Source organism: Acidovorax radicis N35 (genome assembly GCF_000204195.1).
GTDB classification, from domain to species: Bacteria; Pseudomonadota; Gammaproteobacteria; order Burkholderiales; family Burkholderiaceae_C; genus Acidovorax; species Acidovorax radicis.
The window spans coordinates 225,386-239,616 of record NZ_AFBG01000019.1; the positions used below are offsets into that span (position 1 = coordinate 225,386).

The 14,231-nt window shown below is 63.8% G+C and carries 12 protein-coding genes; 6 read left to right on the forward strand and 6 right to left on the reverse strand.

Features of this window, described 5'->3' with window-relative positions:
• Positions 1-6: 6 nt before the first annotated feature.
• The 5 genes from ubiE to serA all read right to left on the reverse strand — a co-directional run bounded on the left by ubiE (position 7) and on the right by serA (position 7,198).
• Positions 7-738: a bifunctional demethylmenaquinone methyltransferase/2-methoxy-6-polyprenyl-1,4-benzoquinol methylase UbiE gene (ubiE, locus tag ARADN35_RS0110835; protein WP_010461955.1), complete on the reverse strand. Its 732-nt coding sequence runs from the start codon at positions 736-738 to the stop codon at positions 7-9.
• 214 nt (positions 739-952) lie between these two features.
• Entirely contained in the window at positions 953-1,375 is a 423-nt protein-coding gene (locus ARADN35_RS0110840; protein ID WP_010461957.1) for a gamma-butyrobetaine hydroxylase family protein, read from the reverse strand.
• 114 nt (positions 1,376-1,489) lie between these two features.
• Positions 1,490-1,921 (reverse strand): HIT family protein, encoded by a 432-nt coding sequence (locus ARADN35_RS0110845; protein ID WP_010461959.1) that lies wholly within the window; start codon positions 1,919-1,921, stop codon positions 1,490-1,492.
• The gene (locus ARADN35_RS0110850) at positions 1,921-5,847 is read right to left on the reverse strand and encodes a DUF3683 domain-containing protein (protein WP_010461961.1); all 3,927 of its coding nucleotides are present in this window, start codon (positions 5,845-5,847) and stop codon (positions 1,921-1,923) included. The genes ARADN35_RS0110845 and ARADN35_RS0110850 overlap by 1 nt, the downstream gene beginning before the upstream one ends.
• A 121-nt stretch (positions 5,848-5,968) precedes the next feature.
• On the reverse strand, positions 5,969-7,198 hold the full coding sequence (serA, locus tag ARADN35_RS0110855) for a phosphoglycerate dehydrogenase (protein WP_010461963.1): 1,230 nt from the start codon (positions 7,196-7,198) through the stop codon (positions 5,969-5,971).
• Between the two features lie 300 nt (positions 7,199-7,498).
• Here serA and ugpB point away from each other — a divergent pair, with 300 nt between their 5' ends.
• The 6 genes from ugpB to ugpQ all read left to right on the forward strand — a co-directional run bounded on the left by ugpB (position 7,499) and on the right by ugpQ (position 13,133).
• Positions 7,499-8,809 (forward strand): sn-glycerol-3-phosphate ABC transporter substrate-binding protein UgpB, encoded by a 1,311-nt coding sequence (ugpB, locus tag ARADN35_RS0110860; protein ID WP_010461964.1) that lies wholly within the window; start codon positions 7,499-7,501, stop codon positions 8,807-8,809.
• 203 nt (positions 8,810-9,012) lie between these two features.
• Positions 9,013-9,894, forward strand: a complete 882-nt coding sequence (gene ugpA / locus ARADN35_RS0110865; RefSeq protein ID WP_010461967.1) for a sn-glycerol-3-phosphate ABC transporter permease UgpA — start codon at positions 9,013-9,015, stop codon at positions 9,892-9,894.
• A gap of 149 nt (positions 9,895-10,043) precedes the next feature.
• Positions 10,044-10,895 (forward strand): sn-glycerol-3-phosphate ABC transporter permease UgpE, encoded by an 852-nt coding sequence (gene ugpE / locus ARADN35_RS0110870; RefSeq protein ID WP_010461970.1) that lies wholly within the window; start codon positions 10,044-10,046, stop codon positions 10,893-10,895.
• Between the two features lie 60 nt (positions 10,896-10,955).
• On the forward strand, positions 10,956-11,966 hold the full coding sequence (locus tag ARADN35_RS0110875; protein WP_010461971.1) for a sn-glycerol-3-phosphate import ATP-binding protein UgpC: 1,011 nt from the start codon (positions 10,956-10,958) through the stop codon (positions 11,964-11,966).
• Between the two features lie 4 nt (positions 11,967-11,970).
• Positions 11,971-12,339 (forward strand): bleomycin resistance protein, encoded by a 369-nt coding sequence (locus ARADN35_RS0110880; protein ID WP_010461975.1) that lies wholly within the window; start codon positions 11,971-11,973, stop codon positions 12,337-12,339.
• Positions 12,336-13,133: a glycerophosphodiester phosphodiesterase gene (gene ugpQ / locus ARADN35_RS0110885; RefSeq protein WP_010461978.1), complete on the forward strand. Its 798-nt coding sequence runs from the start codon at positions 12,336-12,338 to the stop codon at positions 13,131-13,133. The genes ARADN35_RS0110880 and ugpQ overlap by 4 nt, the downstream gene beginning before the upstream one ends.
• A 113-nt stretch (positions 13,134-13,246) precedes the next feature.
• Here the strand turns inward: ugpQ and ARADN35_RS0110890 are convergent, their stop codons facing one another.
• The gene (locus tag ARADN35_RS0110890; protein ID WP_010461979.1) at positions 13,247-14,215 is read right to left on the reverse strand and encodes a Bug family tripartite tricarboxylate transporter substrate binding protein; all 969 of its coding nucleotides are present in this window, start codon (positions 14,213-14,215) and stop codon (positions 13,247-13,249) included.
• Positions 14,216-14,231: the final 16 nt, after the last annotated feature.

A 14,231-nucleotide genomic window follows, 5' to 3' on the forward strand; every position in this document is an offset into this window, starting at 1 on the left:
AAACGCTCAGCACTTGATTCCAACATGCAAGGCCACAATGCCCCCTGTCATGTTGTGATAGTCCACATGCCCAAAGCCATTTTTTTGCATGAGGCTTTTGAGTTCTTCCTGGCCCGGATGCATGCGGATCGATTCAGCCAGATACCGGTAACTCGCGTCGTCACCGGCCACCAGCTTGCCCAGTTGGGGCAGCACCTTGAACGAATACCAGTCGTACGCTTTCTCCAGCGGCTTGGCCACCTTGGAAAACTCGAGCACCAGCAGCTTGCCACCGGGCTTGAGCACGCGGCACATCTCGGCAATCGCCTGGTCCTTGTGCGTCATGTTGCGCAGGCCGAAGGCCACGCTCACCACATCGAAATGCCCGTCCGGGAACGGCAGCTTCTCAGCATCGCACACCGTCGTCGGCAACACCACACCCGCATCGATCAGGCGGTCACGCCCCACGCGCAGCATGGCTTCGTTGATGTCGGTATGCACCACGCGGCCGGTGGCACCCACCTTCTTGGAGAACGCCAGCGCCAGGTCGCCCGTGCCGCCTGCAATGTCCAGCACCTGGCTGCCTTCGCGCAGGTTGGCCACCATCACGGTGTAGGCCTTCCAGGCGCGGTGCAGGCCCGCCGACATGAGGTCGTTCATCACGTCGTACTTGGAGGCCACGGAGTCGAACACACCCCGCACGCGGCGTGCCTTTTCCTGCTCGTCCACCGACTGAAAACCAAAATGCGTGGTACTCATAAGAATTATGCTAGGCGCGTGAACGCCAGAGGTACAGCGACAACCCCGCACTGAAATGGGGCATCTGTCGCAATTTGGACAACACCATTGAAGAAAAATCAGCCGCCAGCGCTTATCTATATTGCGCCAAAAGCTATTACTTCAATAGCACCTTGACGGACAAGGGCTTCCGCCGCGTTCTGTGCTCCGCCAGAAAACCACCCGGCTTTGCGCCTCAATGGCTGCCACAGGCATGCCCCCCGGCACCACCTTTGGGCGCCATGGGCGCATCGCGGTCGGCCCCTGCGGCGGCCAGCCGCTCGGTGTACTGGGTCCACAGCGCGTCTTGCTGCTGGCCCAATTCGTAGAGGTAATCCCAGCTAAAGATGCCACTCTCGTGCCCGTCGGAAAACGTGGGCTTGACCGCGTAGTTGCCCACGGGCTCAAGGTGGACCAGCGTGACCTCCCGCTTGCCCGTCTGCAGCACTTCCTGGCCCGGGCCATGGCCCTGCACTTCGGCCGACGGTGAATACACGCGCATCAGCTCAAACGGAATGCGGAACGTGGTGCCATCGGAGAACCCCACTTCGAGCACCCGCGATGCCTCGTGCACCGTGATTGCCTGCGGCGTGGGCGCGCCCGCTTTCAAACCTGCCATGGATTCACCTGTGAGAAAACTGTTGTCAGAAACGACGGCGGTGATTGTCCCACCCGCCGCAGACCCCACCACCCAGAGGGCCGGGAGACGCTCCATCACCTGGCAGAGCGCCAGTCACGCAGCAACCAGGGGCGCCAGCTGTAGACGCAAGGCGCTTTCCAGCGCTGGCAGCAGCGCCTGCACTGCAGCCTCTTGCGCCGCAGGGCTGGGCCGCTGCGCAGCCGCCCACACAGGCGAGGGGAAGTGCGTATCCCAGTCAAACCGCGCAATCACATGCCAGTGCAGGTGCGGCACCATGTTGCCCAGTGCCGCAATGTTGACCTTGGTGGGCGACAGGTGCTGGCGCAGGGCCTGCTCCACCACCGTCACAGCCTCCATGCAGTGGGCGCGTTCGGTAGCAGCCAGGTCCGAGAACTCGGCCACATGCGCATTCCAGACCACGCGGTAGAAGGCAGGAAACCCCGCCTCCTGCGCACGGATGACACGCAGGCGCTCACCGCGCCAGACCAATGCGCCACCGTCTTCGGCGCACAAAGGGCAGACCATCAGACCAGCACCCGCTCAATGCCGCCCTGGTTGGCGCGCTGCACATAGTCGGGCATCCAGTTCTCGCCCAGGATTTCGCGCGCCATCTCGACCACGATGTAGTCGGCTTCGAGCAGACCGTTGTTCAGGTCGCCTTCGTAGCGGTTCAGGCCCTGCAGGCAGCTCGGGCAGCTGGTGAGGATCTTCACGTTGTCCTGCGCGCCCACTGCGCCGCTGGCACGCAGCTGGGCCTCGCCCTTCTTGATTTCTTCTTCCTTGCGAAAGCGCACTTGCGTGGACACATCCGGGCGCGTCACGCCCAGCGTGCCGGACTCTCCGCAGCAGCGTTCGCTCTTCAAAACCTGCTCGCCCACCAGCGCCTTCACGGTCTTCATCGAGTCCTGAAGCTTCATCGGGTTGTGGCAAGGCTCGTGGTACAGGTACGCCCCCTTGCCCTGCAGGCTGACACCCTTCTCCAGCAGGTACTCGTGGATGTCGATGATCCGGCTGCCCGGGAAGATCTTGTCGAATTCGTAGCCCTGCAGCTGGTCGTAGCAGGTGCCACAGCTCACCACCACGGTCTTGATGTCGAGGTAGTTGAGCGTGTTGGCCACGCGGTGGAAGAGCACCCGGTTGTCGGTGATCATCTTCTCGGCCTTGTCGAACTGGCCCGAGCCGCGCTGGGGGTAGCCGCAGCACAGGTAGCCCGGGGGCAGCACGGTTTGCACCCCGGTGTGCCACAGCATGGCCTGCGTGGCCAGGCCGACCTGGCTGAACAGGCGCTCCGAGCCACACCCCGGGAAATAGAACACCGCTTCCGTCTCGGCCGTGGTGGTGGCCGGGTTGCGGATGATGGGCACGTAGTCCTTGTCCTCGATATCGAGCAGCGCGCGCGCCGTCTTCTTGGGCAATCCCCCCGGCAGCTTCTTGTTGATGAAGTGGATCACCTGCTCCTTGATCGGAGCCGTGCCCACCGTCGCCGGCGGCTTGGCCGTCTGCTTGCGGCCCACCTTGCGCAGCAGGTCCACGGCGAGGCGCTGGGCCTTGAAGCCCACGTCCACCATGGCCGAACGCATGAACTTGATGGTGTCCGGGTTGGTGGCGTTGAGCATGGTCATTGCCAGCGCGTTGCCCGGCCGGAACGTCTTCTTGCCCATCTTGCGCAGCAGGTTGCGCATGTTCATGGTGACATCGCCAAAGTCGATCTTCACCGGACACGGGCTCTCGCACTTGTGGCACACCGTGCAGTGGTCCGCCACGTCCTCGAACTCTTGCCAGTGCTTGATGCTCACGCCCCGGCGGGTCTGTTCTTCGTACAAGAACGCTTCGACCAGCAGCGAGGTCGCCAGGATCTTGTTGCGCGGGCTGTAGAGCAAATTGGCGCGCGGCACGTGCGTGGAGCACACGGGCTTGCACTTGCCGCAGCGCAGGCAGTCCTTGACCGAATCGGCAATCGCGCCGATGTCGCTTTGCTGCATGATCAGCGACTCGTGCCCCATCAGGCCGAAACTGGGGGTGTAGGCATTCGTCAGGTCGGCCTGCAAGGCGGGTTTCGACGCCGAATTTGAAGCCAAATTGGCCTCTAGCGCTTGTCCATCAAGCGCTGGTAGCTCCTGATTTCGGAGCAACTTACCCTTGTTGAAGCGGCCCTCGGGGTCCACCCGCTGCTTGTACTGCGCAAACGGCAGCAGCTCTTCGTCGGTCAAGAACTCCAGCTTGGTGATGCCAATGCCGTGTTCGCCCGAAATCACGCCGTCCAGGCTGCGCGCCAGCACCATGATGCGTGCCACCGCCTCGTGCGCCGTCTGCAACATTTCATAGTCGTCGCTGTTGACGGGCAGATTGGTGTGCACATTGCCGTCGCCGGCGTGCATGTGCAGCGCAACCCACACACGGCCCTTGAGCACGCGCTTGTGGATGGCCACCGCCTCGTCCAGGATGGGCTTGAACGCGGCGCCGGTGAAGATGCCTTGCAGCGGCCCACGCAGCTGGGTCTTCCAGCTCGCGCGCAGCGTGTGGTCCTGCAGTTGGGGAAACAGGGTTTCCACACCGTGCAGCCAGCCTTGCCACAGCGCGCGGACCTCCTCCACCAGGCCGATGGCCTGGGCCACGCGCTCCTGCAGCAGCTCCGGCGAGGGCACCTCGTCATCGGCGTCGTGTTTGCCCAAGGGCAGGTTGCCCCGCTCGAAGAACTCGGTCAGCGCGTCGCACAGCTTGATCTTGTTGCGCAGGGAGAGCTCGATGTTGATGCGCTCGATGCCGTCGGTGTACTCGGCCATGCGCGGCAGCGGGATCACCACGTCTTCGTTGATCTTGAAGGCGTTGGTGTGGCGGCTGATGGCGGCCGTCTTCTTGCGGTCGGCCCAGAACTTCTTGCGCGCTTCGGCCGTGATGGCCACAAAACCTTCGCCACTGCGGGTGTTGGCCAGGCGCACGACCTCGCTGGTCACGCGGGCCACGTCGTCGGCGTTGTCGCCCGCGATGTCGCCGATCAGCACCATCTTGGGCAAGCCACCGTTGCCCTTCTTGCTCTTGGTGGCGTAGCCCACGGCCTTCAGGTAGCGGTCGTCCAGATGCTCCAGCCCCGCCAGCAGCACGCCACTGCGCTTTTGCTCGGCGAACATGAAGTCCTTGATCTCGACGATGGAAGGCACGGCGTCCTTGGCGTTGCCGAAGAACTCCATGCACACGGTGCGCGTGTGCTCGGGCATGCGGTGCACCACCCAGCGCGCGCTGGTGATGAGGCCATCGCAACCTTCTTTCTGGATACCGGGCAGGCCCGACAGAAACTTGTCCGTCACGTCCTTGCCCAGGCCTTCCTTGCGGAAGGTGCGACCGGGGATGGCCAGGCGCTCGGTGCGCACGGGCGTCTTGCCGTCGGCCTCGAAATACTGCAGATCGAAGGTGGCCGTCTCCGCGTCATGGATCTTGCCCATGTTGTGGTCCAGCCGCGTCACTTCGAGCCACTGGGCGTCGGGCGTCACCATGCGCCAGCTGGCCAGGTTGTCCAGCGCCGTGCCCCAGAGCACGGCCTTCTTGCCGCCCGCGTTCATGGCGATGTTGCCGCCGATGCAGCTGGCCTCGGCGCTGGTCGGGTCCACGGCGAACACAAAACCCGCACGCTCGGCCGCATCGGCCACGCGCTGGGTGACCACGCCAGCCTCGGTCCACACCGTGCCCACTTCGCGGTCCATGCCCGGCAGGCGGCGCATCTCCACCTCGGTCATGGCTTCGAGCTTTTCGGTGTTGATGACCACGCTCTTCCACGTCAGCGGAATCGCGCCGCCGGTGTAGCCGGTGCCGCCTCCGCGTGGAATGATGGTCAGGCCCAGCTCGATGCAGCCCTTGACCAGGCCTGCCATCTCGGTTTCCGTATCCGGCGTGAGCACCACAAACGGGTATTCAACGCGCCAGTCGGTCGCGTCGGTCACATGGCTCACGCGCGAGAGGCCGTCAAACTTGATGTTGTCCTTGGCCGTCAGGCGGCCCAGGGTCTTCTGGATCTGGCGGCGCAGCTGCGCGGCCTGCTCGAAGGTGGCGTTGAACTCGGCCACGGCGCGGCGCGCAGCCACCACCAGTTCACCCACCAGACGGTCGCGCCCGGCGTCGTCGTCGGGTGTGCGGCGTTTTTCGATCTCGCCCAGCCGGTGCTGCAGGGCATCGACCAGGAGCTTGCGGCGGTTGGGGTTGTCCAGCAGGTCGTCCTGCAGGTAGGGGTTGCGCTGCACCACCCAGATATCGCCCAGCACTTCATACAACATGCGGGCAGATCGCCCGGTGCGGCGCTCTTTGCGCAGCTGGTCCAGCACATCCCAGGCCGGAGACCCCAGCAGGCGGATCACGATCTCCCGGTCGGAGAACGAGGTGTAGTTGTAAGGAATTTCGCGCAGACGCACAGGCTCGGCGGCCTGCGTCTGCAAGGCAGCCAACGCAATCGGAACATTCATGGGGTCAACCTGGGGCGGGCGCTGCGCGCCCATGAGCCTTGGGGGCGCGATTTTAAGCCACCGGCCCTCCTCTCGCCGGGCCGGGGCTACGCGGATCGGCGCCAGGGACCGATGGACAGCGTCAGAAAAGCACGCGGCTGCGCAGTGTGCCGCCGACCTTGGCCAGCTTGTCCAGCGCCAGGTCGGACGAAGCCGCGTCGATGTCGATCACCACATAGCCGATCTTCTCGTTGGTCTGCAGGTACTGGGCCGAGATGTTGATCTGGTTGTCCGAGAAGATGCGGTTGATCTCCGACAGCACGCCCGGCACGTTGCGGTGGATGTGCAGCAGGCGGTGCTTGCCAGGGTGTGCAGGCAGCGCCACCTCGGGGAAGTTGACCGACGAGGTGCTGGTGCCGTTGTCGCTGTATTTCACAAGCTTTTCCGCCACTTCGAGGCCAATGTTGGCTTGCGCTTCCATGGTGGAGCCACCGATGTGGGGGGTCAGAATCACGTTGTCCAGGCCGCGCAGGGGCGACTGGAACTCGTCCTTGTTGGTGCGCGGCTCCACCGGGAACACGTCGATGGCGGCGCCCAGCAGCTGCTTGGCTTTGAGCGCTTCTGCCAGCGCCTCAATATCCACCACCGTGCCACGCGCGGCGTTGACGAGGATGCCGCCGGGCTTCATGGCGGCGATCTCGGCGGCGCCGATCATGCCTTCGGTGGACGGCAGTTCGGGCACGTGCAGGCTCACGATGTCGCACTGCCCCAGCAGGTCGTGCAGATGCTGCACCTGGCGTGCATTGCCCAACGGCAGCTTGTTGACCACGTCGAAGAAGGCCACCTGCATGCCCAGGGCCTCGGCCAGCACCGACAGCTGTGTGCCGATGGAGCCGTAGCCCACGATGCCCAGGGTCTTGCCCCGGATTTCATAGGCGTTGTCGGCCGACTTGAGCCAGCCCCCCCGGTGCGCCACCGCGTTCTTCTCGGGGATGCCGCGCAGCAGCAGGATGGCCTCGGCCAGCACCAGCTCGGCCACAGAGCGGGTGTTGGAATACGGCGCGTTGAAAACGGCAATGCCGCGTTCGCGCGCGGCGTTCAGGTCCACCTGGTTGGTGCCAATACAAAAGCAGCCCACGGCCACCAGCTTGTGCGCCTGGGCAAACACCTCTTCGGTGAGCTGGGTGCGCGAGCGGATGCCCACGAAGTGCACATCCGCAATCTTGCGCTTGAGTTCCTCGTCCGGCAGCGCACCGGACACCGTCTCGATCTGGGTGTAGCCAGCAGCACGGATCACATCCACGGCGGAAGCGTGGATGCCCTCGAGCAGCAGGAATTTGATCTTGTTCTTGTCCAGCGAATTGGTAGCCATGGCGATAAGAAGAAAGGGTGTGGAGAAAAGAGACTCGGCGCGTTTGCAGCGCGAACGAACCGACGCGGAGGCGACTGGCACGCGACCCGCAGCATGGTGCATTGCACAAAACCTTGCAAGCCTCGGCAAATGCGCCACACCTTGTCACAAAAGAGTCACAATCGCTTCCCTCATGGGGACCCCAAGGGGTTTCCCCGGTTGTTGCAAGCGCAAGGCTCATGCGACAACGACATATCAATGTCACATCGGCTGCATAGCATCCAGCCCTTGTGCTTTTCGTCATCCTCGGAGGAAATATTCATGCAAACGAAGCATCTGGCGGTCTGCGCTGCCATTGCCTTGTCGGTCTGCGCACCAGCGCAGGCACAACAGGTGGAGATTCAGTGGTGGCATTCGATGAGCGCAGCGCTCGGCGACTGGGTCAACGATCTGGCCAAACAATACAACGCCAGCCAGACCAAATACAAGGTCGTGCCCACCTACAAGGGCACGTATGACGAATCGATGACGGGCGCCATCGCCGCCTTCCGTGCTGGTAACGCACCCCACATCCTGCAGGTGTTTGAAGTGGGCACCGCCACCATGATGTCCAGCAAGGGCGCCATCGTCCCCGCGGCCAAGGTGCTCAACGATGCCGGCTTCAAGTTCGACCCCACCCAATACGTGTCCGCTGTCGCCGGCTACTACACCGCGCCCAATGGCCAGATGCTGAGCTACCCGCTCAACAGCTCCACCACCATCTTCTATTACAACAAGGACGCCTTCAAGAAGGCCGGCCTGGACGCCGACAAGCCGCCAAAGACCTGGCCCGAAGTGTTCGCAGCCGCCTCCAAGCTCAAGGCCAGCGGCCACAGCTGCCCGTTCACCACCAGCTGGATCAGCTGGACGCAGCTGGAGAGCTTCTCGCTGTGGCACAACACCCTGTTCGCCTCCAAGAACAACGGCTTTGACGGCAACGACGCCCAGCTGCAGGTCAACACCCCCCTGCACGTGCGCCACTTCGAGAACCTGGCCAAGGCCTCCAAGGACGGTAGCTTCGTCTACAAGGGCCGCGGCAATCTGCCGGACGCATCCTTCCCTTCGGGCGAATGCGCCATGATCACCGGCTCTTCCGGTCTGTACGCCCGCGTGGCCAAGGAAGCCAAGTTTGCCTACGGCATCTCCGCCCTGCCCTACTACGATGATGTGAAGGGCGCGCCCCAGAACACCGCGATCGGCGGCGCCAGCCTGTGGGTGATGGCCGGCAAGAAGGCTGAGGAATACAAGGGCGTGGCCGACTTCCTGAACTTCCTGAATGACACCAAGGTGCAGGCCGCCAGCCACCAGCGCACGGGCTACCTGCCCGTGACCATGGGCGCCTACCAGCTGACCGAGGCTTCGGGCTTCTACACCAAGAACCCCGGCACCGACGTGGCCGTGACGCAGATGATCAAGAAGGCCACTGAAAAGTCGCGGGGCATCCGCCTGGGCAACTTCGTGCAGATCCGCTCCATCATCGACGAGGAAACCGAACAGATCTGGTCGGGCAAGAAGTCGCCCAAGGAAGCCCTGGACACGGCCGTGACCCGTGGCAACGAGCAACTGGCCCGTTTCGCGCGCGCCAACAAGTAAGTTCTGACGAGCGTCTATTGATGCCACAGGGCCATTGAGGCCCGGTGGCATCGAAAGCCCGCCGCCCCCGTGAACCCTGCGGTTTACTGGGCGGCGGGTTGTCTTTTTTTGCCGCCGGGCTGTCCCACGGCAAAAGCGGCCCGATGGCGGGCCCGCGCTCCCGCGCAGCAGCCAGCGCGGGGACATTTTTTGAGAGTCTGGACATGGAAAAACGCGTTCTCTTTCGCTCTGCATGGCTGCCGTGGGTGCTTCTGGCACCCCAGCTGGCCATCATCAGCGTCTTCTTCTTCTGGCCTGCCGGTCAGGCCCTGGTGCAATCGTTCCAGATGCAGGATTCCTTCGGCTTCTCGAAGGAATGGGTGGGTTTTGACAACTTCCGGGACCTGTTCCAGGACCCGGGCTACCTGGCGTCGTTCAAGACCACGGCCTTCTTCTCGATCCTGGTGGCAGTCAGCGGCATCACGCTGTCGCTGATCCTCGCGATCTTTGCCGACCGCATCATCAAGGGCGCGATGGTCTACAAGACCGCGCTGCTGCTGCCCTACGCCGTGGCCCCCGCCGTGGCGGGCGTGCTGTGGATGTTCATGTTTTCGCCCTCGCTGGGGGTGGTGGCCTACATGCTGCGCCAGTCCGGTTTCGACTGGAACCACATGCTCAACGCCGACCACGCCATGGCGCTGATCGTGATCGCGGCGGTGTGGAAGCAGATCTCCTACAACTTCCTGTTCTTCCTGGCAGGCCTGCAGTCCATACCGAAGTCGCTCATCGAGGCCGCCGCCATAGACGGTGCAGGCCCCTGGCGCCGGTTCTGGAGCATCCAGTTCCCGCTGCTGTCGCCCACCACGTTCTTCCTGCTGGTGATCAACGTGGTGTACGCGTTTTTCGACACCTTCGCCATCGTCGATGCCACCACACAAGGCGGCCCGGGCCGAGACACCGCCATCCTGGTCTACAAGGTCTACCACGATGGGTTCAAGGCCATGGACATGGGCGGATCGGCCGCGCAGTCGGTGGTGCTGATGGTGATCGTGGTGGTGCTCACCGTGATCCAGTTCCGCTACGTTGAAAAGAAAGTGCAGTACTAGATGACTCCCCCCCGAAGCGCCTTTGGCGCCTCCCCCTCGAGGGGGCGCCTCCAGCGGCCCGGCAAAGCCGGTTCCGCGGTGGCACGCGCAATGGCGCCCTTTGATTCACGCATGTCTTCTTCATCGCCCCTCTCTCCTGGAGCCCTCGCATGGTAGAGCGCAGTCCTTATTTCACCGCGTTCTCGCACCTCGTCATGGTGCTGGGCGTGGTCATCGTCGGTTTTCCGCTGTACCTGGCCTTTGTGGCCTCCACCCACACGGCGCAGGACATTGTCCAGGTGCCCATGCCCATGGTGCCCGGCGGCAACTTCTGGCAAACCTACCACGACGCCCTGTTCGGCGGCGGCTCCGGCGCGGGCTCCACCGCACCCGTGGCGCGCATGATGTGGGTGAGTTTTGTCACCGCCATCGTCATCACGCTGGGCAAGATCGCGATCTCGCTGCTGTCGGCATTCGCCATCGTGTACTTCCGCTTCCCGTTCAAGGGCATCTGCTTCTGGCTGATCTTCATCACGCTGATGCTGCCGGTGGAAGTGCGCATCGGCCCCACCTACCAGGTGGTGTCGGACCTCGGCATGCTCAACAGCTACGCGGGCCTCACGGTGCCGCTGATTGCCTCGGCCACGGCCACGTTTTTGTTCCGGCAGTTCTTCCTCACGGTGCCGGATGAACTGGTGGAAGCCGCCCGCGTGGACGGCGCCGGCCCGATGCGCTTCTTCAAGGACATCCTGGTGCCGCTGTCGCGCACGTCGATTGCCGCGCTGTTCGTGATCCAGTTCATCTATGGCTGGAACCAGTACCTGTGGCCGCTGCTGGTGACCACGTCCGAAGACATGTACCCCGTGGTGATCGGCATCAAGCGCATGCTGGCCGGCGGCGATGCGGGCAACGAGTGGAACATCGTGATGGCCACGGCCCTGCTGGCCATGCTGCCACCCGCCTTTGTGGTGGTGGTCATGCAGCGCTGGTTCGTCAAGGGCCTGGTGGACACCGAAAAATAAGACAAAACCCCTGCTAGCGCTTATCTATCAAGCACTTGTAGCTATCAAATTTATTGCATCATGGCATCCATATCTCTTCGCAACATCATCAAGCGCTACGGCCACGGCCCCAAGGCCAACCAGGTGATCCACGGCGTCAACGCCGAGGTCAAGGACGGCGAGTTCATCGTCATCGTGGGCCCCTCGGGCTGTGGCAAATCCACCCTGCTGCGCATGGTGGCGGGCCTGGAGGAAATCTCTGGCGGCGAGCTTCGCATCGGCGACCGTGTGGTCAATGACCTGGAACCCGCCCAGCGCGACATCGCGATGGTGTTCCAGAACTACGCGCTGTATCCGCACATGACGAACTTCGACAACATGGCCTATGGCCTGAAGATCGCCAAGGTGCCCAAGGAAGAAATCAAGGCGCGCGTCGACAAGGCCGCCAAGATCCTTGAATTGGGGCACCTGCTTGAGCGCAAGCCGCGCGAGCTGTCCGGCGGCCAGCGCCAGCGCGTGGCCATGGGCCGCGCCATCGTGCGCCAGCCCCAGGTGTTTTTGTTTGACGAGCCGCTGTCCAACCTGGACGCCAAGCTGCGCGCCCAGACCCGCCTCGAAATCCAGAAGCTGCACCGCGAACTCGGTATCACCAGCCTGTTCGTGACCCACGATCAGGTGGAAGCCATGACGCTGGCGCAGCGCATGATCGTGATGAACGCGGGCAACATGGAGCAGTTCGGCACGCCCGAAGAGGTCTACCACACGCCCGCCACCACCTTCGTGGCCAGTTTCATCGGATCGCCGCCCATGAACCTGCTCAAGAACGCCCCCAGCGCCGCGCCCGGCACCATCCTGGGCATCCGCCCCGAGCACCTGGACGTGCGCAGCGAAGGCTGGGAAATCAAGGTGGAAACGGTCGAACTGCTGGGCGCCGAACGCCTGATCTACGGCCGCATCAATGGCGAGCAGATCATTGTGCGCGTGGAAGAAGGCACCCATGCACCAGCGCCTGACTCGGTGATCCACGTGGTGCCGCGCCCAGACCGCCTGCACGCATTCGACGCCACCACCGGCAAACGCATCGCTGCCTAAGCCGATGTTGCCCAAGCCGGCCGCCAGCAACGGGAACGGGGTTCAGGCCACCGTTCCTGTGCTGGCGTCTCTGAACCTCGCAGAAACCCTGCGGTTCTACACCGAGCACCTGGGCTTTGCTCCGCTGCTGGAGATGGACAACTACCTGATCCTGCAGCGTGATGGTTGTGAACTGCATTTCTGGCCCTGCAACGAACCCCACATTGCAGAGAACACCTCGTGCTATGTGCGTGCAGACACAGAGTCTCTGCACACGGATTTCACGGCACGGGGTTTGCCAGTGGCACCCCCCATCGTCCAGCCCTGGGGCATGAAGGAGATGTACGTCATCGACCCCCACGGCAACCTGCTGAAGTTTGGTGAACCCGCATGAGCGCTCCCTCGCCCGCCCCTGTATCCACCTTGGCCCCCTGGCCCTACCCCCGCTGGATCGCGCACCGCGGCGCCGGCAAGCTGGCCCCTGAAAACACCCTGGCCGCCTTCCGGCTGGGCGCCCAGCATGGGTACCGCATGTTCGAGTGCGACGCCAAGCTGAGTGCCGACGGCGTGCCGTTTCTGATGCACGACGCCACGCTGGACCGCACCACCAACGCGGCGCAGGTGCTGAGCACCACCGCCAGCAACACCGGGGGCGACCACCCCTGGAGCGCGCTGGCCCAGCTGGACGCCGGCAGCTGGCATTCGCGCACCCATGCGGGCGAGCCGTTGCCCACCCTGGAGAACATGGCACGCTACTGCATCGCCAACGGATTCTTCCTGAACATCGAAATCAAACCGACACCCGGGGCCGAGGAAAAAACGGGCCAGGTGGTGGGGGAACATGCGGCGCGGCTGTGGCAAGGCCAGGCCGTGCTGCCCCTGTTCTCGTCCTTCCAGCCCGAAGCGCTGGCAGGCGCCCGGGCCACGGCCCCCCACATTCCACGCGCCCTGCTGCTGGACACGTTGCGCAACGGCTGGCTGGACCTGGCACGCCAGCTGGGCTGTGTGGCCATCGTGTGCAACCACGCACTGTGGGATGCGGCACTGGTCGCACAGGTCCACGGCGCGGGCCTGCGTGCGCTGAGCTACACGGTGAACGACGACTGGGCCGCGCAGCGGCTCATTCACCTGGAAACCGACGGCATCATCACCGACCGCGTGGACTTTTTTTCGCCCGCCACGCCCTAGGGCGTGCCGCCCTTCAACGCCCCGCCCCAGGCCAGCGCCACCGTGGAACCGGCTTTGCCGGGCCACCGGTGGCGTCCCCCTTCCAGGGGGAAGGCGCGCAGCGCCTCAGGGGGTCAGTCCAATTTAGCGCCCGACTTCTTCACCGCGTCGGCCCAGCGCGGTAGCTCGGCCGCAAGGAATTTCGCGAAATCGTCAGATCCCAGAAACGCCGGGTCGGCCCCCTGGCTCACCATGCGATTGCGCACATCGGGCGTCTGCAGCACCTGTCCAAAGGCGTCACTGAGCTTGTTGACCACGTCCTTGGGCGTGCCTGCAGGGGCCAGAAAGCCATAGAAGCCCACCACCTCGAAGCCCTTGATGCCGCTCTCGATCACCGTGGGCACATCGGGCAGCGCGGGGTTGCGCTCCTTGCTGGTCACGGCCAGGGCGCGCACCTTGCCCTGCTTGTGGTAACTGGCCGCCTGCGGGATGCTCTCGGCCATGAATTGCACCTGCCCACCCATGAGGTCGGTGAATGCCGGGGCGCTGCCCCGGTAGGGAATGTGCACCATGAACAGGCCCGTGGCGGTCTTGAACATCTCGGGCACCAGGTGGCTGATGCCGCCGTTGCCCGCCGAGCCAAAGTTGACCTGGCCCGGCCGCGACTTGGCATAGGCCATGAACTCCTGCAGGTTCTTGGCGGGCACGCCGGGGTTCACCAAAAGGGCCAGTGGCTGCATGGCGGTGCGCGCAATCGGCACAAAATCCTTGAGGGTCGAATACGGCAACCGGCTGTAGAGCCCCGGGTTGATGACCATCACGCCGGTGTTGGCCAGCATGAGGGTGTGGCCGTCGGGCGGCGCCTTCATCACGTCCTGCGCGCCCACGGTGCCACCCGCGCCAGCCTTGTAATCCACCACCACGGGCTGGCCCAGCACGGCCTGCAGCTTGTCGGTAAGCAAACGGGCATGCTGGTCCAGCGGACCGCCCGCCGGAAACCCCACCACGATGCGAATGGGTTTGGAAGGGAAGGCCTGGGCCTGCGCGGCGGCAGACAGGGCAAGACCTGCGGCAAGGGCGATCCAGGTACGCATCAGCTTCATGGGGGGTGTCTCCAGC